Below are 20574 nucleotides of genomic sequence, written 5' to 3' on the forward strand. Positions count from 1 at the left end.
TAGAAAAAGACACCAATAATATGAACTACGCAATTATAGCGGCCGGAGAAGGATCACGATTGGCAAAGGAGGGTTTCGAACTCCCAAAACCCATGGTGACGCTGAATGGCGAAATGCTGATAGACAGGCTGATAGGGATTTTCATGCGGAATGATGCTGAAAAAATCATGATCATTATCAATGAAGAATCAGCCGTGCTGGAAAGTCATTTGAACGAGCTTAGCCTGACATTGCCGATTCATAAAGTGAAAAAATCAACACCGAGTTCGTTGCACAGTGTTTTTGAGCTGTTTGGCAGCGACCCGGAACTGAAAGAAATTTGCCTGACGACAACAGACACTGTTTTTAAAGAAGAAGAGTTCACAGCCTACATTCAGGAATTTGCAGGAAATGAAGAATTGGGGGGCCTCATGGCCGTAACCACATTCATCGACGACGAAAGTCCTTTGTACGTAACTATTGACGAGGCGGAGAACATTACCGCTTTCACGGATAAAAATACGACGGAAACACGCTTCATCTCGGGCGGAATTTATTGTTTGAGAAAAGAGGCTATTGCACTGGTCAATGATGCCGTGAATGGCGGAGTAAGCCGGATGCGGAACTTTCAGCGCAGTTTGCTGGAAAACAACATTCATCTGAAAGCCTATCCGTTTTCTAAAATCGTGGACGTGGACCATGTGCAGGACATTGCAACAGCCGAGCTTTTTTTGAGCCCGGAAGCAGCTGTTTGATTGAAAATTAATTGAGTAACCGACACCAAATAAAGGCAGGAGCGTTTGGCCTGCCGCAGCGTAAATGAGTGAATTAAATATCTTAGGCGTTCCGAGGAACCGCAAGTTCTCGCCTAACCACATTGGAAATGACGATGCGATTTTTTCTTTGACAGCAAAGGAATTAGAAAAAATGGGATGCAAAGTGCGGATCAGTTTTGAGGACGATTTTTTGAAAAATGAAAATATCGCCGAGCGGCATATCTTCACGATGGCCCGCCAGAAAGAAGTGGTTAAAAAATTGCAGGCGTTGGAAGAAAACGGTGCACAGGTCATTAACTCAGCATTCGGAATAGAAAATTGCTTTCGCACGAATCTGACAAATGCTTTAAACCAAAATAACATTCCCGTAGCCGAAAGCTACATTGTGCCAACGGATTACACAGGGGACGATGTTTTTGATGCCATTACAGGGAAAGGTTACTGGATCAAAAGAGGCGATTTTCACGCGATACACAAAGAGGACGTTTCATTTGCAGCCTCGCGTGAAGAAGCCAGGGAGATTTTGCGTGAATATGCATTGCGGGACATTCCGGATGCGGTGATCAGCAAACATTTGATCGGCGACCTCGTGAAATTTTACGGGGTGCGCGGGACGGATTTTTTCTTTTGGTTTTATCCTTATGATAACAACCATCATAAATATGTTGAATACCAGAACATTAACAGCGCATCGGCTTATTATCCTTTTGATGCGGAACGTTTGCAGCAAGTTGCTACGGACGCATCGGGCGCAGTTGGAATAGATATTTACGGCGGTGACGCCATTATAGGAAAGGACGGCAGTTTCCGAATTATCGATCTGAACGACTGGCCAAGTTTTGCGCCATGCCGTGACCAAGCCGCCGGACACATTGCCAGCATTATATACGAGAAATTTACAAAAAGCAATTAATGGATCCAGTTATAAAGCACAACGCCGCTCCCGAACCAGCGCCATCCGCATTTGAAAGCTCACTGAAATCCAACGATACAGAGGAGCAGATCGATATTTGGTTTTACCGCCCGATCGGCTATCAGATCGCATTGTTTTGTGCCAAAATAGGGTTGAGGCCCAATCCGGTGACGATTATCAGTATCTTCTTCGGCGTTGCGGCGGGGATCTTGTTTTATTATCAGGAATTATGGATCAATGTGATCGGGATGCTGCTGCTCGTTTTTGCCAATTCGCTGGACAGTGCGGACGGACAACTTGCGCGGATGACGAATGATAAAAGCCGGTTAGGAAGGATTCTGGACGGGGCGGCTGGTGATTTCTGGTTCATTGCCATTCACATTGCGATCTGTCTCAGGAGCATGAATGAGGGTTGGAGCGCGTGGATTTGGGTTCCGGGTGTGCTCGCGGGCGCGTCACATGTGGTCCAGTCGGCAATGGCGGATTACTATCGCAATGTGCATTTGTTCTTTATCAAAGGAACATCGGGAAGCGAGCTCGACAACAGCCGCGACTTGCAGGCAGAATATGACAGCCTTACCTGGAGCAAGAACTTTGGGATGAAATTCATCGCCCGCACTTACCTGAATTACACCAAGTTGCAGGAAAGCTTCTCACCCCATTTGCAAAAGCTACTGACTTTGGTGCGTGAAAAATATAAAAATGGCCTGCCCACAGCGCTGGTAACCGATTTCAGGGCGCATAACAAGCCCCTTATGAAGTATACCAACATTGTTCAGTTCAACACACGTGTGCTTTTTCTGTTCTTATGGCTGTTTCTGGATCAATCGTGGATTTATTTCTTCTTCGATATGTTTGTCCTGAACCCGATCCTGATTTACATGATCGTGAACCAGGAGAAAGTGAGCCGTTATTTTTATCAAAAGATTTTGACTGAAAAAACGAATGAGTTCCAAGGCGTATAAAGCCCTCTTCATGGCGATCGGCATTTTGTCGTTAGGTTATATGATCTACGGCACGGGACCGCTTGTGATTTGGGAAAATATCAGCAGGACAGGCATCTGGTTCATTCCCGTGATCGGGAGTTGGCTGGTGATCTACATCCTGAATGCGCTTGCCTTTCGTTCGATCATCCGGGAGCCGAATTTACCGGAAAGCAATCTCTCGTTCTGGTCGGTCTTGAAGCTGACAGTTTCGGGATATGCGATTAACTATATTACGCCCTTTGTGGCGCTGGGCGGGGAACCTTACCGGATTTTAGAACTGAAACCTGCATTAGGGATTCAGAAAGCAACTTCTTCGGTTTTGTTATACAGCTTAATGCACATGTTTTCGCACGTCATTTTCTGGCTCGTTTCCATTGTTCTGATTGTAGCCGTTGTGCCATTGAACAATGTCATGCTGGCCGGATGTGGGATTCTGCTGGTGACGGGGCTTGTTTTAGGTTACTGGTTTATCAATGTATATAAAAAGGGATTTACTGTCAGCACATTCCGACTTCTGGAAAAGATACCTTTTATCAAAACCAAGGCGAGAGCATTTGCATTAAAGAACTCTGAAACATTATACGAGGTCGATGAACAGATCCGCATTTTATATGCCGAAAGGAGAAACGTTTTTTACCTGTCGTTGTTCTATGAATTCGTAGCAAGGGTTATCGGCTGTGCAGAGATCTTTTTCACAGCCCACGCCATCGGATTAGGCATGTCACTGTCGGAATCGCTGATCATCAGCTCAGGATCGTCGCTCTTTGCCAACCTGATATTCTTCTTTCCCATGCAACTCGGCACAAGGGAAGGCGGGCTGGCACTGGCACTCAGCAGCGTAGGATTTGCAGCATCACAAGGCATCTTTATTGGCATCGTAATGCGGATCCGTGAAATTGTCTGGATTATCATTGGATTAGCCCTGATTACCAAGAAGTCGAAAGTAAAGCAGGAAGCTGCATTGGTTGAGTGAAAGGGCCCTCAGCGGGTTAGGGTCATTAATAATATATATCAATTTAAAAAAAGGCCGAAGCCGGTTGCCGACAGCCAAAGTACAATATGATTAAAGGGATTTTATTTGATTACGGCGGTACGATCGATACCAACGGCCTGCATTGGGCCAATGTTTTGTGGGAAAGTTACCAGCGTAACCAGGTAAATGTGGACCGGGATGCATTTGCGGAGGCGTATAAATTCGGCGAAAGAGCATTAGCGATCAAGCCGATCATTGAACCGCACCACGTGTTTTATGATGTGTTGTTTCTGAAAGTGGAGCAGCAATTCAGTTTTTTGAAAGAAAAAGGATTTGTTCTTCAAGATGAGGCAATAAGGCTCATCGCCACGGAATGTAACCAATTTGCACGCACTAATGTTGAAAAAGCAGCGCCGGTTTTGGCACTATTGGCGCAAAAATACCCGCTTGTGATGGTTTCCAATTTTTATGGGAACATCAATCACGTTTTGGAGGATTTCGGCATAAGGGATTACTTCCAGGCTGTTGTTGAATCTGCTGTCGTTGGCGTCCGGAAGCCCAACCCGCAAATTTACCAGCTCGGCATTGATCAGCTGGCACTGTCTCCTCAGGAATGTGTGGTAATCGGGGATTCTTATTCCAAAGACATTCAGCCGGCCAAGTCATTAGGCTGCAGCACAATCTGGCTGAATGTGAAAGGGTGGGATGAGGCCGATACGGATTTTAAAGTTTCGGATGCGGATGCTGAGATTACCGATTTTGCCCGGATAGCGGACAGCATTACAAATTTGGGCTAGTTGTCAACTTTTATCGGGCACCGACACAAGCCTTGATAAAATTAAATTGAAAAAGAACATGTACGACATTTGTACCATAGGGCACATTACTTTGGATAAAGTGGTAACTGCCCAGTCAGTCAAATTCATGCCCGGCGGCACTTCGTTTTACTTTTCGAAGGCACTGCGCCAATTCGATGTGGACTATATGCTGGTAACGGCGTTGGCTGAGAAAGAGAACCATATTTTATCTGCATTAAGGGATGAAAACATCCAGATCTTCTCGCAGCCGAGTGAGTTTACCGTGTATTTTGAAAATATCTACAGTGCCAACCAGGATCACCGCGAACAGAATGTGCTGCATAAGGCGGCGCCATTCACCACCGCGCAAATGCCTGACATTGAGGCCAGGATATTTCATTTAGGTCCTTTGCTTTCGGATGATATCACTGTGGACCTTTTGAAATCGCTGGCCGCTAAGGGCACGGTTTCACTGGATATTCAGGGTTATTTAAGATATGTAAAAGATCAGAAGGTTTTGTATAAAGACTGGGCCGATAAAAAAGAAGCGCTTCCGCATGTTTCGATCCTCAAAGCCAATGAGTTTGAAATGGAAGTGGTGACCGGCACCAGCGACGTGCGCAAGGGCGCTGCATATCTGGCGGACCTTGGTGTAAAAGAAGTGATCATCACACTGGGCAGCAAAGGCTCACTGATCTATGTAGACAATGATTTTTTCCGGATTCCGGCCTATAAGCCAACAGCCATCGTGGATGCTACGGGCTGCGGGGACACGTATATGGCTGGTTATCTGAGCAAAAGAATTCAGGGAGCAGGCGTACAGGAAGCGGGTGAATTCGGAGCGGCGATGGCCACTTTGAAGATCCAGTCGTCCGGGCCATTTTCGGGAAATGCCGCAATGGTTGAAGAAGTGCTTCAATATGGAGAATGTGACCGTGAAATGATTGCCCAGGCAATTTATCAATAGTACTCAACAATAGTCATGAAAAACGCAGTTAGAATGATGCTGGCTTTGAGCCTGCTGCTGTGTTCGTATTCAGGAAGTTATTCTGCTAATAAATATTCAAAGGAAGCCGTTGCGGAGCCCGATGAATTTCCAGTACCAAAGAACATCCCGGGATTGCTTTTCTACATTCAGCGTGATCCCAATGCGAATACAATTATTTACCACCTTAACATGGACGAACAGGGTCGGTTAAGCCAAAAGAATCCTGTTGATGCTTTCTGGATGAAGTACGCCGATGGCGGCGAGAAGAAGGATCTGAATTACCTGCAACGAAAATTTGCATACGGAATTAATTCCAAGGCGATTGGAAATGCTACTTATGAGCTGCGGTCTGTGGCGTACTCAAAATTGCCGCTTTATTTAAGGAAAGACAGCAAAAACGAGTATCACGTTTATGCAAATATCAACAAGAAAGAATGCATCCTGAGCCGGGTTTTTATCCGGATTGACGGGGGGACGTTCTGGTCGCCCAATGTACTTTATATTGAACTCAAAGGAACTGAGACAGCTACCGGCAAGACGGTAGTGCAGCGGATTAAGCCGGTTTGATGCGGTTTATATTAGGCAAGTGCACGTTAGTGAATGGAATTTATTTTTTATTTACCATTTTTATGGCTGAATTCCACTCCATTGCTTTTTCCCTACCCGATGGCAGGATATTTGTTGGAGCTAACTGATAGCGAACCTAAATAACGCAAACCTAACGATGACCGAATCTCCGCATCCCGAGCGCGACAATGTTTTTGAAGATGAAATTACCAAAGTATCCGATTTTAAATTCGGAACAACAGTTGTAAAAGTTTTTGACGACATGGTCAGCAGATCCGTCCCGTTCTATAACGAGATGCAGCGCATGTTGGGTGAAATTGCGGCGGATCACGCCAAGGAAGGAAGTTCTGTTTACGATCTGGGCTGCTCTACCGGCACCACAATGATTGAAGTGGACAAGCTCATTCCTTCGGACATCCGGTTTATTGGCATCGACGAGTCGACAGAAATGCTGGATAAATGTGATATAAAGTTAAAGGAAGCGGGTTTTGTCCGTCCTTATGAGCTGTTAACAGGCGATTTACACGAAAAGCTGCCGATCAAGAATGCGTCCGTTGTGATCCTCTGCCTTACATTACAATTCGTGAGGCCGCTGTACAGAGAGCGGTTACTGCGCAACATTTACGAGGGACTTAATCCCGGCGGCGTGTTGCTTTTGGTGGAAAAAGTGCTGGCAGAGAGCACGGTTTTCAATCGTGATTTTATCAAATATTATTACAATTATAAGCGCCGTAACCATTACAGCGAGATGGAAATTTCGCAGAAAAGGGAGGCCCTGGAAAATGTTCTGATTCCTTATAAGCTGTCTGAAAACCTGCTTTTATTAAAGGAAACGGGCTTTGGAGATTGTGAAACTTTCTTCAAATGGTATAATTTTTCAGGTCTAATCGCTTATAAAAAATGATGGTCACTATTGGCAATTTCTTTTTCAGGTTCAGGAACATTTTGTTCATTTTTCTTTATCTGCTTTTATTCTTACCCTCGCCTTTGCTGTTCAAGCCGGAGCATTTTGGAGAGAAATATTATTTGTTTCCTATCATTCTGGGCCTGTTAGTGACATTTTCTGGTGAAATAATCCGGGGCATTACGATTGGCCTTGCATACATTATCCGCGGCGGACGCGACAGGAGGGTTTACGCGGAGAAGCTTGTTACAGAAGGTATTTTTAAGCATTGCCGAAACCCACTTTATGTTGGAAATATCCTAATGTTGCTGGGGGTCGGTATTTTGTCAAATTCTTTGGTTTATGTGGGCATTGTTATGCCGTCTTTTTTGTTCATATATCAGGCGATCGTGCTGGCAGAAGAGAATTTTTTACGTAACAAGTTTGGCGCCGATTTCGACAATTATTGCAGGAAAGTGAATCGCTGGATCATCAATTTCAGCGGCATGTCGGAGACATTCAATGACATGCGTTTTAATTATAAGCGATGGATTTTAAAGGAATATAACACGTTGTTCGTCTGGTTAATGGGGATCACTGCCATCATTTTGTTCAGATATCCCGAGCTGACGCCGGACAGCGATACGCGTATCAAACTTTTCATAGGCATAGGTGTTTTTCTCGGCCTGGTTTATGGTTATATCAAATATTTGAAAAAATCGGGGAAAATGACCGACAGCCTGGCCTAGCGTGCCTCTTTTGATAATCTTACTTGGGGTAAGCTTGCAGACTGTTTGCCGATCAGCGCGGCACAAATAATTAAAAACAATACCCCCTAATAAACAGTAAGCATTATGAAAATTGTAATCGTAGGTGGCGGATTTGCCGGTGTGAATCTGGCGCTTGATCTGGCCAAAAGCAATAAGTTTGAAGTAACACTTGTCGATAAGAACAATTACAACTTCTTCCCGCCGCTAATCTATCAGGTTGCCACGGCGTTTTTGGAGCCATCCAGCATCAGCTACCCTTTTCGAAAGCTTTTCAGGGGAAAACCAAATCTCTTCTTCCGATTGGGTGAGCTGCAAAGCGTGGTAACCACCGAAAACAAGATTATCCTTTCAAACGGCGAGCTGGAATATGATTACCTGGTGTTTGCCACCGGAGCAGAAACGAATTTTTTCGGCATGGAGAATGTCAAGCGCAATGCTACGCCGATGAAAACGGTGGAAGATGCTATTGGCATGCGCAACAGGCTGTTGCAGCAGATGGAGCAGGCTACAATTTCCGAGGATCCGGAAGAAGTCAGAAAGCTCCTCACCGTAGTGATTGCCGGCGGCGGGCCTACCGGCGTGGAAATCTCGGGGATGTTCGCCGAGATGCGTAACGGCATTTTAAGAAAAGAATACCCCGAACTGGCCGGAAAAGGAAGCGAAATATACCTGGTCGACGGCGGCGATGCATTGCTTTCCCCGATGAGCGTTGCTTCTCAAAAAGATACTTACGAGGCTTTAAGAAAGCTCGGCGTGAAGATAAAGCTGAACACCCACGTATCGGATTTTGTTGACGATAAGGTGTGTTTCAGTGAAGGTGAATGCATTGAAGCGAAAACGTTGATATGGGCGGCAGGTGTGACGGGCAAAGTGTTCGAAGGCATTCCCCCGGAAGCCTATGGGCGTGGCAGGAGAATGCTGGTGGATGCATATAACAAGCTGGTCGGGACGTATAACATTTACGCTATTGGAGACGCGAGTTTGCAGCAAACAGACCCTAACTTTCCAAACGGGCACCCGCAGGTTGCGCAAGTGGCCATTCAGCAAGGTAAAGCGTTGGCGCAAAATTTCAGAAGAGCAGCAGAAAATCAGGCTTTAAGACCATTTACTTACCATGATAAAGGCTCAATGGCCATTATAGGCCGCGCAAAGGCCGTTGTGGACATGCCGTCGCCTAAGCTGCATTTCAAAGGCGTGATCGCCTGGCTTGCCTGGCTGTTTATACACCTTGTCTCGCTGATTAATCACCGGAACCGGATCAAGACGCTGTATAACTGGATGGTGGCTTATTTCACCAAAGACCAGTCGCTGCGGATGATCATTAAGCCATCTGTTACTCAGAAGGTTGCAGAGCCTGTTTTGAAAGAGTAATTAATATTTAACATTGGAGTTTAACAAAAAACGCGGACTTTTGGCGACCGTCTGTAAGTGAGCGCTTTTTAAAAATAATAATAATGGAACCGAAGATTATTGATGTAATCCAAGATGCACCATACGGTCTCCAGAAAATCGATTCTTCCGTCTCATTCAGGAATTTTATAAACTTCCTTGAAGAGAAAGCAGGTCAGGAACAAACAGTCAAAAAAACATTCTTTTCCATGGTGCTGGACAGGCTTCGGTCTAATCCGGCTTTTTCCGCAGACATTGATCTCAACAACATTGCGGATTTCAAGGAAGAACTGAGTTTGGTCTATGGCATGCTGATGCCGCCCGTTACGAATGAAGATGAAGTTTTTTGGGCGCTTAGTACGCCTGTAAGCCCTGTTGTATTTTACGGCACATCAGGCTTTTATAAGCTGATGACGGATAATTCCGGCTGCGTCCGGTGCGAGATCGCGGATAAAACCGCGATCAATGTGAAGCAGAAGATGAAAAAGCTTTACTCGTTCATCCTCGAACGGCTTTATCATTTTCCGCCCATGCATGAAAACGACCTGATCATTGCGCTGAATGACGACAAGACCGGCCTGAAACGATATTACCGTGCTAATCTGGACACCCGTTTTGCAGACGTATATGCCAAGGGAAGCCTTCCTGAAATTGACGTGGAAGAAATCCGGAAGGAGTGGCAGGAATCCAGCGAAATAGATGTCCTGAGCCAGCTGCTTCCCCTTACCATGTTCCGGTTCGAGGGTTTTTCCGTTATTACATTCACGGATGTAACGGCAGAGCATGCCGTTGATAACATTAAAAGTGCGATCCTGGATCGCGCATCCTATGACGCAAACACTTATTTCAGCAATATTACCAATGCGCTGAAAATGCTTGCATGTAATTCGGACATTGATTTTGGCCTGTTACCCGTGCTGCGGGTAAACAAAAAACTGGTTTTTGACCGCAGTACCGTGCTTTTCAGCAAGCTGATGACCGCGGCGCTCGAAAATGATAAGGCCGAAGACATGTATTTGTCCATGGCCAATCAGTATTTTCAGGCCCCTAAGGTGGTGTTTATGAGAAATCTGGCTCTGGAAGATGAAAGCAAGATGGATTTCATCCGCACGCTCAAAGCTGATGGCGTAGAATCATATGCCTTGCTGCCGGTATATTATGATAGTAAAGCCATCGGTGTGCTGGAGGTGTATTCCAAATCACAGAAGGCGATCGATGAGCGCGTGCTGGCGCGGCTGGATGCAGCGCTTCCGTTCATCGGGCAAATGATGAAATATTACATTGATGAATTCAATGTAGAGATCGACAATGTGATCCGGGAGAAATTCACTTCGTTACAGCCGGCGGTGCAGTGGCGGTTCCGGGAAACGGCGTGGCATTACTTGCGTGACAAATCCCTCAGCCTGCCTGCGCCAACCATTGAAAATATCCAGTTCAGGAATGTGTATCCGCTGTACGGGGCCATAGATATCAGAAATTCTACACTCGAAAGAAATGCAGCGTTACGGGATGATTTGCACTTACAATTTGACTTATTGATAGAAACCTTTACGATATTAAAGCAGAAACTGGGGTTCGGGCTGGCCGATGAAATGATCTATAAATGTAAAAAATGGATCGAAGAAATCAACAGTGACTCCACGGACAGCGATGAAATGCGTGTGCGGGATTTCCTCGAATACGAAGCACATCCTTTCCTGCTGCATTTCAAGGAAGCCCGGGCTTTTCAATCGGCCTCCGGTGTGCCGGATGATGACAATGAGGAACTGGTGGATGTTATTGACAGATATTTTGAGATAACAGACGAACATACCGGTGCTGCTTTTTCGAACAGGCGTGCGCTTGAAGCTTCTATGCAAACGGTCAACTCGTCGGTAAACTTGTATCTGGACCTGTTCAGAAAGGAAATTCAGCAATCTTACCCCTGCTATTTTGAAAAGTTCAGGACGGATGGAATCGAATACGATATCTATATAGGCCAGTCGATAGAGCCTGAAAAGAAATTTAGCGAGCTGTATCTTAAAAACATCCGGCTCTGGCAGCTGACTTCCATGGCAGCGATTTCCAAAATCACGAATTCGCTGATTCCCCAGATGGAAAAACCGCTGCAAACCACGCAGTTGATTTTCATACATTCCAGCAGCATTGATATCAGCTTCCGCGACGATGAAAGACGTTTTGATGTGGAAGGTGCGTACAATATTCGTTATCAGGTTATTAAAAAACGCATCGACAAAGTCCACGTCAAAGGGACCGGCGAGCGCCTTACACAACCCGGGAAAATAGCGCTGGTTTATTTTAATAGTAAATCTGCCGAAGAATATGTCGGTTATATCCGGTATTTACAGGAGAAAAAGACTTTAAATAATGACCTTGAATTTCTTGATCTGGAAGAACTGCAGGGTGTTACAGGATTGAAGGCGCTCAGGGTGGGGGTTAACCTCGACTCCGAGTGGCTCTGATGCAATAAGGAATGCGGTAATAAAACTCTGAACCTCTATGAATTACAACCATCGGCTTGACAAGGTGAGGCATTATGTCCATCATTTTTTTGGTACCAAAGAACTGGCGCAACTCAGTTACCATAACCTGGTACATACCGAAGCCGTTGTATCCAATGCAGTCAAAATAGCCAATCATTACCGGTTGGAGGACAAGGAAACATTCATTGTCGTTACCGCGGCCTGGTTCCATGATACGGGTTACAGCACCGGCGATGCGGCTGGTCATGAGCAACGCGGAGCTGCACTTGCCGCCGAGTTTCTGCGGTCGGAGGAAGTGGATGAGAGCGTCATTGCGGAAGTGGAAGGCTGCATTCTGGCGACCATATGGCCACAAAATCCAAAAAACTTCCTGCAACAAGTGGTTTGTGACGCCGACCTGTTTCATTTCGGAACGCCGGAATTTTCGGATTGGAACAAGCTGGTAAGGAAAGAAGCAGAGCAGCGTGCCGGCAAAAAAATGGACAAAGCGCAATGGCGCAAAAGCACCATTGCATTGCTGGAATCGCACACATTCCAAACCGATTACTGCCGCGATATGCTGGACAAGCAGAAGCGCAAGAACATTGAAAAGCTAAAAGAAAAGGGGCTGGAATCGTTACCTGCGGCGGAAGAGCCGGTTACTGAAACGGTTGCCCATACATTTACTCCCGCAACCGCACCGGAAATCACCGATCTCAGAAAGATAAAAAACGACCGGCCCGACAAAGGCATTGAAACGATGTTCCGGATCAGCTCCAATAACCATCAAAGGTTAAGTGATATGGCTGATAATAAGGCACATATCATGATCACGACCACGTCTATCATTATTTCCGTCCTGCTAAGCGTCCTCATCCGGAAACTGGAAGACAACACATACCTGATCATTCCTACCATGCTTTTGCTGACGATTTGCATGATCACCATGGTGTTTTCAATCCTTTCCACACGTCCGACGATCCCGCACGGCACATTCACACAGGAGGATATTGATACCAAAAACGTGAACCTGCTGTTTTTCGGGAATTTTTACCGGATGTCGTATAATGATTATTCCAATGGCATGCAGCGCATGATGAACGACCGCGAGTTTTTATATGGAAGTTTAACTAAGGATGTATATTCCCAGGGCGTTGTGCTGGGCCGGAAATACAGGTTGCTGCGCATTGCTTACAATGTATTTATGTTCGGTATAGTCGTGTCCGTCATAGCTTTTGTGTTTGCCTCCGCACTTTTTGAACATTGATCAATGATGGAAAAGTACCGCTATTTCAACCGTGATATCAGCTGGCTTTCCTTTAATGGACGTGTTTTGCAAGAGGCTGCCAACGAGGCCGTTCCGTTGATGGAGCGTATCCGGTTCCTTTCGATTTTCTCTTCCAATCTGGACGAATTTTACCGGGTCCGGATGCCTTACCTGCAAAAAAAGGAGATCCTGGACCGCAACGAGGATGCTTATAGCAAAGCCGGGACGATCATTAACAAGCAGCAGGACGAGTTCGGAAGGATATTAAGCGAATCGATTATTCCTTCGCTGAGCCAACTCGGCGTCCATTTTTGCTACAAGAATGGAATTCCCGGAAACATTGCGAATGTTGCAGACGATTATTTCTTTGCGCAGGTTGCGGGTTTCTTGCAACCTGTTGTCCTGAAAAAAAGTACATTGTTTTTCCCCGAAAACAATCAGCTATATCTCGTAGTTATTTTGCAATATCCAGCTGATAAGGAGCGGATTGCGCTGGTCAACATTCCTGCCGGTAACCTGAGCCGGTTCCTTAAAATCACAAGGGAGAAGCAGGATTACATTATTTTCCTCGAAGACATTATCAAGCGCAACCTGAAAAGCCTTTTTCCGCGAGTTATCAGTATGCAATCTTTCAACATTAAAGTAACGCGGGATGCCGAGCTGGACATGATGGATGAAGACGGGGACGACATTGCCGAAAAATTTGAAAAACAACTGATCAAGCGGGAGCTGGGTTTTGCTACGAGGTTGCTCTTCGAGCCAGGGCTGCCGCTGCGGCATTTGCAAAACATTATCTCTTTTTTTGATCTCAAAAGCGCTTCTGTTGTCCAGGGAGGCCGTTATCATAATCTCAAAGATCTGGCGTCGCTGCCGGTAAGCCCGCCTGCCGAGACATATCCCAAATGGCCTGCGGCAGAAGGCATAGAAGGTGTAAACGAGCATACATCGCTCTTTGACTCGCTCCTCGAACGCGATTTGATGGTCCACGCGCCATACCAGAGTTACGACACCATCCTGCGGTTCTTCAATGAAGCGGCTATTAATCCGCAGGTTGAAGAAATTTACACAACCATGTATCGCGTGGCGCATGATTCCAAAATTGCATTTGCACTGATCAGCGCAGCCAAGAATGGCAAAAAGGTGACGGTCCTGGTGGAATTAAAAGCCAGGTTTGATGAAGCCAACAACATTCGCTGGGCGAAAAAAATGAAGTCTGCCGGCGTGAAGATCGTGCATAGCGTGAATGCGCTGAAAGTGCATGCGAAGCTGGCTTTGGTTAAGAGAAAACACGCTTCATGCCCATATCTGGGCTTGTTGGCGACGGGTAATCTCAATGAAGGAACGGCACGTTTTTACACAGACCATATATTGCTGACAGCCCACCAGCCTATGCTCCTGGAAGCAGAGACGCTTTTCCGATTTTTAAGTAAAAAGAAAAAACCAGACAGCTCCGACATTATCGCATTCCAGCATTTACTGGTGGCGCAGTTCAATTTACAAACTAAATTCCTGCAACTGATCGACCGCGAGATTGCACATGCAAAAAGTGGCAGGGAGGCAGGCATTACCATTAAACTGAACAACCTCGAAGAAGAAATACTGGTCAACAAGCTTTACGAAGCGTCGAATGCAGGCATTAACATCCGGTTGATCGTGCGCAGCGTCTGCCGGATTGTGCCGGGCGTGATGGGGCAAAGCGAAAATATTACAGTAAAGCGGATCGTAGACCGTTACCTGGAACACGGCCGTGTTTTTATCTTTCACAATAATGGTCAGCCCGAGCTGTTTATGGGCTCCGCAGACTGGATGAACCGGAACATTTACCGCCGTATCGAAGTCTGTTTCCCGATTTACAGCGAAAAGCTTAAAGCGAAAATGATGGACATTATCGAGCTGCAATGGCAGGATACAGAACAAGCTGTCCTGATCGATAGTGACTTAAACAATATTTCACTGAAAACGGACAACAAAGGAATCCGTTCGCAGGAGGAAATTTACAGGCTGTTGTCAAAAGACATAGCCGAACTGAAAACGCATTAAAAAATATGGCAACATTCTTACAGCACATTGGTATGCTGGCCTTGCTCACGTTGGGCGGGTGCGACTCCACAAAAAAAGAACAGGTTGTTTACAAAGATTATGATCTGGGCAAGCCCGACAAGTTTAATATGCCGGAAAGCCTTTTCGAGATCTCGGGTATTACATTAAACCAGGGAAATCCCGACACTATTTACGCAATCCAGGACGAAGATGGCCGGCTTTACCGGCTGGGCTGGGATGAGCCAAAGCAGTTGAATGCTAAGTTTTCTAAAAAGGGTGATTACGAAGATGTTACCATTATCAGAAACAATGTGTATGTCCTCAAAAGCAATGGTGCCATTTATAATTTTCCATTGACCGAGGCGGTTTTCGAAGAAGTGGAGCAGATTCGTGAAATGAAGAAAATATTGCCGAAAGGAGAATACGAAGGCATGTTTGGTGACGAGGCTTCGGGGAAGATCTATATTCTCTGCAAAAATTGTGAGCAGGATAATTCCAAGAGCAGCGTTACGGGATATATTTTAGAGCCGGATAAGGATTCTGCGAAAATTTCAGAAACATTCTCGATTCAAGTCGACGAGATCAAAGCGATCACGGGCAAAGTAGAGCGCGGTTTCCGTCCGTCGGGCCTGGCCAAAAATCCGGTGACGAACGACTGGTATATCATCTCTGCTGTCAACAAACTCCTTGTTGTGACCGATAATCAATGGAAGGTAAAAGAGGCATATGCGCTTAATGGGAACCAGTTTATCCAGCCCGAGGGCATTATTTTCGACAAGCAGGGAAACCTGTACATTTCCAATGAAGGTGACGATCTTTTTTCGGGCAATATTTTAAAGTTTAAAAAGAAAAACCGATGAAGCGCGTGTTGCGGGTTATTACTTTTTTTGTTTTGCTGGTCGGGGTTTTTTCCTGCGCCAGCTATAAGACCCAGTTTTCAAAAGAAGCGATTAACTGGGAACGGGATGCGCCGAGCCCCGATCTCGTCCTGAAACACACCATGTATCTGATCGGCGACGCCGGAAACGACTCGCCGGAAAGCCGTGCGCCTGTTTTGGAATATCTCAAAAAAAAGCTCGAAACGGAGTCGAAGCATAGTTCTGCATTGTTTTTGGGAGATAACATTTATGAGCACGGTATGCCGCCGTCGGAGGATTCTGCGGACCGGAAAGTAGCCGAATTCAGGATCATTTCACAGCTCGAAACGCTGGATAACTTCAAAGGAACGCCCATTTTCCTGCCCGGGAACCACGACTGGCGCGGCTGGGGCGTGAAGGGTTTGAAGCGCCAGGAAAAATTTGTTGATAAATATATCAATGAAAAACGGGGGGTAAGCAATAAGGAAGATTACCAAAGTTATTTCCTTCCACTGGATGGCTGTTCAGGCCCGGAAGTGATCGAACTCAATGATAATGTGGTCGTTATTGTGGTTGATTCACAATGGTGGCTTACGGATTGGGACAAGGATTCGAAGATCAATGACGGCTGTGAGATTAAAAACAGGGAACAGTTCCGGTTTGTGTTTGAGAATGTTGTGCGCAAATACCGTAATAAGCAGGTTGTTTTCGCCATGCATCATCCGCCTTATACATACGGGCCGCACGGGGGCAGGTTCACCATCAAGCAGCATATTTTTCCGCTCACCGAGCTGAATCCTGATCTATGGATTCCGTTGCCGGTTCTGGGCAGCATCAGCGCCATATTCCGCGCTACGATCGGCTCGAAGCAGGATGTTGCCAACAAGCATTATAAAGACCTGCGCACAGCTGTTATGGCGGGCGCCAAAAAGAATGGTAAGTTCATTTTTGCCAGCGGACATGAGCATGCATTGCAGTTTATAGAAAACGACAATCAGGAATTCATTGTCAGCGGAAGCGGGAGTAAAAATAGTCCGGTAAGCCTGGGTAAGGGATCGCAGTTTGCTTCATCGCGGCTGGGATATTCAACCATTAACTTTTATGAAGGTGGGGAAGCCTGGACCAATTTCTGGGAAGTAACCGCGGACGGAAAAGAGGCGAAGCTGGTTTTTCGGAAAAAAATAAAGGATAAGCAAGCCGTTGAATTACCGGATTCGACAATCGCTTTTACCGAATATAGCCAGCATAATGATTCCACGAGCCGTTATGTGACCAGTAACGAGGTGAAACCCGTGGGCGGATTCCACCGATTTTTGCTTGGTCAGCACAACAGGGATCTTTACGTTGAAAAATATACATTTCCCGTCTTAGACTTGAATAAATTCAAAGGCGGCGTGACGCCCGTGAAGCAAGGTGGCGGTAACCAGACCAACTCTCTGCGCCTGCGGGACAAAGACGGAAAGGAATATGCATTGCGCGGACTGACGAAGGATGTGAGCCGGTTTTTGCCATTTCCTTTTAATCAAATGATCGCTGCTAAATATCTGGTTGAGGATAACTTCTTGTCAACCAATCCTTTCGCGCCGCTTTGTATGCCTGTATTGGCGGATGCGGTGCAAGTTTACCACACCAATCCAAAGCTATATTATGTCCCTGCTCAACCCGGACTGGCCACCTATAATGCGCTTTTCGGTGGCACCATGAACCTGCTGGAAGAGCGCCCCGATGGAAAAAGGTGGAAGCAAGCAGCATTTTTTGGTAATCCTGATAAAATTGTAAGCACGCCAGAACTGGTCGAAAGCCTGCTCGAAAATGGTAAAAATAAAGTAGACGAAGCGTGGGCAATCCGGACACGCCTTTTTGATTTCATCGTGGGTGACTGGGACAGGCATGACGATCAATGGGCATGGTCCTCGGTGAAGCAGCAGGACGGGACCACATTGTATCGTCCGATCCCGAGAGACCGTGACCAGGCATTTTCCATGTACGACGGCTTGCTGACCGGCGTTGCGCGGCTGACATTGCCGTTTCTGCGTCAGCTCCAAAGTTTCAGCCCCGAAATACAAAGCATGAAATGGACTACGTGGAGTGCGCGGCTTTTTGACCGGACATTCCTCACCCGGCTTACCTGGGAGCAATGGGAAGAGCAGGCGAAGTTTATCCAAACCAACCTCACCGACGAAGTCATTAACAATGCTTTTGCCAGCTGGCCGGAGGAAGCCAGGCAAAAATCCGCTGCTGCGTTGATCCAAAACATGAAAAGCCGTCGGGATAAGCTGCTCACAATCGCCAGGACACATTATGAATTTGTGAGCGAGAACGTGAATGTCATCGGGACGGAAGAGGAAGAAAGGGTGGTGGTGGAAAGGCTGGATGAAAGGCGAACCAAAGTTTCTGTTTACGAAACCGGGAAGGACGGCCGTATCAAACATTTGAATTACGAGCGTGTCTTTAATGCTGACGTTACCAGGACAATCAATGTGTATGGCAATGGTGATGACGATGAGTTTATAATTAAAGGAGACGCCGGAAAGGGCATCAAAGTAAGATTAATAGGCGGACTTGGAACGGATGTATTTGCCGACAGCACGGGCACAAGTGCTGGAAAAAAGAAAACACTCATCTACGACGACCTGCGAAATAACACAGTCGTTGCAGGGGCTGATACCAGGGACAAGCGCACGAACCTTTACCGTTATAATGTATATGACCGGCGCAGCGCTGACAGCAATTACGACATTGCCATTCCGGCGCCGATCCTGGGTGTGAACCCGGATGACGGGCTGTTGCTCGGCGCAAGCGCCACCTGGATGAAATATGGGTTTAAAAAGGAACCTTATGCCTCATTGCACGCATTTGGTGCCAGTTATGCCTTTGCTACCAAGGGTTTTAAAGTGAATTATACCGGTGATTTCATCAATGCTTTTAAAAGGTTTGACTTTTATCTCGACACCTATTATCACGGCCCTACTTACGCATTTAACTACGCCGGATTAGGAAATGACACCGAAAGACTGGTCAATGACCCTGATTTTTACCGAGTAAGACAAAGCTTTTTACACATTTATCCTGCATTAAAAAAACGTTTTGCAGGAACAGCCGGCTTTATTACCCTGGGGCCAACCTTTGAGCTTTCAGACATTCAGCCAACAGGCGGCAGGTTCATTACAACTGCTGAAAACGAATTGTCCGATGATGTTTTTGAGACAAAAATGTTTGCTGGCGGCAAGTTTCAGTTTGACTTCAACAGCGTTGACAACATTTTTGCGCCACATACGGGAATACGCTTTAACGCCGGTTTAAACTGGACAACAAACCTGGAAAACAAGAACAACTTTGGCTCATTCCGGGCCAGATTCGCCTATTATACCAGCCTCGATGCCAGGGAAAACATTATTCTGGCAACGCAAGTCGGAACGGGGCTGATCTTTGGAGATAGTTATGAATTTTTTCAAATGCCAACATTAGGCGGAAAGCAGGGATTGCGTGGCTATCGGACGGAGCGCTTTTACGGGCATAGCAGCATTTGGCACGATACAGACCTTCGTATCCGGCTTGGCAGCAGCTATAACCCAACATTACCGCTCACTTATGGCGTATTTGGAAGTTTTGATTACGGCCGCGTCTGGCTTGATGATGAGGAATCCAAATCCCTGCATTATAACTACGGCGGCGGAGTCTGGTTTGCACCGGTTGACATTCTCACATTGGCCGTAGGAGCATTTATTCCAAAAGAGAAGAAGGAAGAAAAACCCCGGATTGCATTCCAGATTGGGTTCTGGTTTTGAGTTTTCCTAAATAATCTTCCTAAGAGAGATTTTCCGGATCAAAGAATGGATCGGGATCGCTGGTGGGCTTTGCGGAAAATTCGTTTACATCCAGTGCGCCGCAATCTTCCAGAATGGTGGTTGCATCCAGCGACTCCTGCATATTGTTGGTGCGAACTGTGACAACTGATCCGGAATCCTCTTCCGGCGCATCGTGCTCCGTGGTAGCAGTTTGCTGGCCGTCAGTGCTGCGGTCATCTTCCACATCCACATTGTAATTCACTTCAATCTGGCTTAGATCAAATCCGTGGGAAATCAGGGCACGCTTAGCTTTCTGAGCTTCCTCGTTCGTTTCGAAAATGGCGATGATGGATTGGAACATAATATTTTTGGTTAATACTTCTAAAATCTTACTAAATCGAATCTCTCATGGCTTTCGCCTTTTCCAGATGCGCCTTTAACCTGGGAAGCTTGTCGGCAGCAAAGGTTTTCAGTTGAACATTGCTGGCAGACTTGTCTTGAATTTCGTACAGGTTCACCGCTTCTTCGTGCGAAATGGTCACCATTTTAATGTACGTCGTATCAAATGCGATTCCGGAAAGTCCCGACAGTGAATCCAGTTTCTGCTGCTTCCCACTCGACAATGTTGTTGGCAGGTCTACATTCGCATCCTTCGCTATTTTCATGAGCTCTTGTTTGATGCTCGTATGGTCATCGAGCATTTCCTGCCCGAATTGCTTAATGGTCTGGGTTGTGCCTTTTGATGAGGCCACCTGGCCGGCATTGATCTCAAACAGACCCCCATCGGATGCAGCGAGCATGAATTGCTTATCGAGTTCGGCGGGTGCATTGGTCCCGGTTGTATCGTCGTCGCAGGCTACGGTTGCAAAAGAAAGTGCTGCTGCAAGGAAAAAGAATTTTGTACGCTTCATAAGTTATCTTGGCAATAATGCTGCTGTTGATTGAGAAAGAGGAGGCCGGTAATAATTGTGCCAATCAGCGGGAAATGATGGTTGCGAAGCGCGGATCATTTTTTTTAAATAACGTCGCAAGCAGAAAAATGGGGAATATGGGGATTTGGGGAAAGACGAAATATGCAATCCTGTTAGTCCGCAACGGCGTTGATAACGTAAATTAGACAAAAACATAATTGACACCTG

General features: G+C 46.2%; 17 protein-coding genes. 15 read left to right on the forward strand and 2 right to left on the reverse strand.

Going from position 1 to position 20574, the window contains the following annotated elements; translation table 11 throughout:
• Positions 1-20 precede the first annotated feature (20 nt).
• The 15 genes from NFI80_RS24660 (at position 21) to NFI80_RS24730 (ending at position 19435) form a co-directional block, all read left to right on the forward strand.
• Complete coding sequence (locus NFI80_RS24660; RefSeq protein ID WP_235164152.1) at positions 21-734, forward strand: nucleotidyltransferase family protein; 714 nt, start codon at positions 21-23, stop codon at positions 732-734.
• 64 nt (positions 735-798) lie between these two features.
• A complete protein-coding gene (locus tag NFI80_RS24665; RefSeq protein ID WP_235164153.1) occupies positions 799-1668 on the forward strand; it encodes a hypothetical protein in 870 nt (289 codons plus the stop codon).
• On the forward strand, positions 1668-2633 hold the full coding sequence (locus NFI80_RS24670) for a CDP-alcohol phosphatidyltransferase family protein (RefSeq protein ID WP_235159482.1): 966 nt from the start codon (positions 1668-1670) through the stop codon (positions 2631-2633). The genes NFI80_RS24665 and NFI80_RS24670 overlap by 1 nt, the downstream gene beginning before the upstream one ends.
• Positions 2614-3627, forward strand: coding sequence for a lysylphosphatidylglycerol synthase transmembrane domain-containing protein (locus tag NFI80_RS24675; protein ID WP_026631680.1), 1014 nt, complete (start codon positions 2614-2616; stop codon positions 3625-3627). The genes NFI80_RS24670 and NFI80_RS24675 overlap by 20 nt, the downstream gene beginning before the upstream one ends.
• Positions 3628-3713: 86 nt before the next feature.
• Positions 3714-4424, forward strand: a complete 711-nt coding sequence (locus tag NFI80_RS24680) for an HAD family hydrolase (RefSeq protein WP_235164154.1) — start codon at positions 3714-3716, stop codon at positions 4422-4424.
• 58 nt (positions 4425-4482) lie between these two features.
• Positions 4483-5391, forward strand: coding sequence for a PfkB family carbohydrate kinase (locus NFI80_RS24685; RefSeq protein WP_235164155.1), 909 nt, complete (start codon positions 4483-4485; stop codon positions 5389-5391).
• Positions 5392-5406: 15 nt separating this feature from the next.
• Positions 5407-5979 (forward strand): DUF4833 domain-containing protein, encoded by a 573-nt coding sequence (locus NFI80_RS24690; protein WP_233796976.1) that lies wholly within the window; start codon positions 5407-5409, stop codon positions 5977-5979.
• A gap of 157 nt (positions 5980-6136) precedes the next feature.
• Positions 6137-6883: a carboxy-S-adenosyl-L-methionine synthase CmoA gene (gene cmoA / locus NFI80_RS24695; RefSeq protein ID WP_235164156.1), complete on the forward strand. Its 747-nt coding sequence runs from the start codon at positions 6137-6139 to the stop codon at positions 6881-6883.
• On the forward strand, positions 6880-7611 hold the full coding sequence (locus tag NFI80_RS24700) for a methyltransferase family protein (RefSeq protein ID WP_233796974.1): 732 nt from the start codon (positions 6880-6882) through the stop codon (positions 7609-7611). The genes cmoA and NFI80_RS24700 overlap by 4 nt, the downstream gene beginning before the upstream one ends.
• A gap of 105 nt (positions 7612-7716) precedes the next feature.
• The gene (locus tag NFI80_RS24705; RefSeq protein WP_235159486.1) at positions 7717-9003 is read left to right on the forward strand and encodes an NAD(P)/FAD-dependent oxidoreductase; all 1287 of its coding nucleotides are present in this window, start codon (positions 7717-7719) and stop codon (positions 9001-9003) included.
• A gap of 83 nt (positions 9004-9086) precedes the next feature.
• On the forward strand, positions 9087-11483 hold the full coding sequence (locus NFI80_RS24710) for a GAF domain-containing protein (RefSeq protein WP_235159487.1): 2397 nt from the start codon (positions 9087-9089) through the stop codon (positions 11481-11483).
• A 37-nt stretch (positions 11484-11520) separates the two neighbouring features.
• Positions 11521-12750 carry a Pycsar system effector family protein gene (locus tag NFI80_RS24715; RefSeq protein ID WP_235164157.1) on the forward strand — a complete coding sequence of 410 codons (1230 nt, stop codon included), beginning with the start codon at positions 11521-11523 and terminating at the stop codon, positions 12748-12750.
• 3 nt (positions 12751-12753) lie between these two features.
• Entirely contained in the window at positions 12754-14790 is a 2037-nt protein-coding gene (gene ppk1, locus NFI80_RS24720; protein ID WP_235164158.1) for a polyphosphate kinase 1, read from the forward strand.
• Positions 14791-14795: 5 nt separating this feature from the next.
• Positions 14796-15650 (forward strand): SdiA-regulated domain-containing protein, encoded by an 855-nt coding sequence (locus tag NFI80_RS24725; RefSeq protein WP_235159490.1) that lies wholly within the window; start codon positions 14796-14798, stop codon positions 15648-15650.
• Positions 15647-19435 carry a metallophosphoesterase gene (locus NFI80_RS24730; protein WP_235164159.1) on the forward strand — a complete coding sequence of 1263 codons (3789 nt, stop codon included), beginning with the start codon at positions 15647-15649 and terminating at the stop codon, positions 19433-19435. Before NFI80_RS24725 ends, NFI80_RS24730 begins: the two co-directional genes overlap by 4 nt.
• A gap of 19 nt (positions 19436-19454) precedes the next feature.
• Here the strand turns inward: NFI80_RS24730 and NFI80_RS24735 are convergent, their stop codons facing one another.
• On the reverse strand, positions 19455-19796 hold the full coding sequence (locus NFI80_RS24735) for a hypothetical protein (RefSeq protein WP_235164160.1): 342 nt from the start codon (positions 19794-19796) through the stop codon (positions 19455-19457).
• Positions 19797-19827: 31 nt separating this feature from the next.
• Entirely contained in the window at positions 19828-20346 is a 519-nt protein-coding gene (locus NFI80_RS24740) for a DUF4142 domain-containing protein (protein WP_235164161.1), read from the reverse strand.
• Between the last annotated feature and the right edge of the window lie 228 nt (positions 20347-20574).

This window comes from Dyadobacter chenhuakuii (genome assembly GCF_023821985.2).
Taxonomy (GTDB): domain Bacteria; phylum Bacteroidota; class Bacteroidia; order Cytophagales; family Spirosomataceae; genus Dyadobacter; species Dyadobacter chenhuakuii.

Bases quoted from the DNA above. Each gene is read 5' to 3' on its own strand.
- NFI80_RS24660 (WP_235164152.1), top strand. From the start codon at position 21: ATGAACTACGCAATTATAGCGGCCGGAGAAGGATCACGATTGGCAAAG.
- NFI80_RS24665 (WP_235164153.1), top strand. From the start codon at position 799: ATGAGTGAATTAAATATCTTAGGCGTTCCGAGGAACCGCAAGTTCTCG.
- NFI80_RS24670 (WP_235159482.1), top strand. From the start codon at position 1,668: ATGGATCCAGTTATAAAGCACAACGCCGCTCCCGAACCAGCGCCATCC.
- NFI80_RS24675 (WP_026631680.1), top strand. From the start codon at position 2,614: ATGAGTTCCAAGGCGTATAAAGCCCTCTTCATGGCGATCGGCATTTTG.
- NFI80_RS24680 (WP_235164154.1), top strand. From the start codon at position 3,714: ATGATTAAAGGGATTTTATTTGATTACGGCGGTACGATCGATACCAAC.
- NFI80_RS24685 (WP_235164155.1), top strand. From the start codon at position 4,483: ATGTACGACATTTGTACCATAGGGCACATTACTTTGGATAAAGTGGTA.
- NFI80_RS24690 (WP_233796976.1), top strand. From the start codon at position 5,407: ATGAAAAACGCAGTTAGAATGATGCTGGCTTTGAGCCTGCTGCTGTGT.
- cmoA (WP_235164156.1), top strand. From the start codon at position 6,137: ATGACCGAATCTCCGCATCCCGAGCGCGACAATGTTTTTGAAGATGAA.
- NFI80_RS24700 (WP_233796974.1), top strand. From the start codon at position 6,880: ATGATGGTCACTATTGGCAATTTCTTTTTCAGGTTCAGGAACATTTTG.
- NFI80_RS24705 (WP_235159486.1), top strand. From the start codon at position 7,717: ATGAAAATTGTAATCGTAGGTGGCGGATTTGCCGGTGTGAATCTGGCG.
- NFI80_RS24710 (WP_235159487.1), top strand. From the start codon at position 9,087: ATGGAACCGAAGATTATTGATGTAATCCAAGATGCACCATACGGTCTC.
- NFI80_RS24715 (WP_235164157.1), top strand. From the start codon at position 11,521: ATGAATTACAACCATCGGCTTGACAAGGTGAGGCATTATGTCCATCAT.
- ppk1 (WP_235164158.1), top strand. From the start codon at position 12,754: ATGATGGAAAAGTACCGCTATTTCAACCGTGATATCAGCTGGCTTTCC.
- NFI80_RS24725 (WP_235159490.1), top strand. From the start codon at position 14,796: ATGGCAACATTCTTACAGCACATTGGTATGCTGGCCTTGCTCACGTTG.
- NFI80_RS24730 (WP_235164159.1), top strand. From the start codon at position 15,647: ATGAAGCGCGTGTTGCGGGTTATTACTTTTTTTGTTTTGCTGGTCGGG.
- NFI80_RS24735 (WP_235164160.1), bottom strand. From the start codon at position 19,796: ATGTTCCAATCCATCATCGCCATTTTCGAAACGAACGAGGAAGCTCAG.
- NFI80_RS24740 (WP_235164161.1), bottom strand. From the start codon at position 20,346: ATGAAGCGTACAAAATTCTTTTTCCTTGCAGCAGCACTTTCTTTTGCA.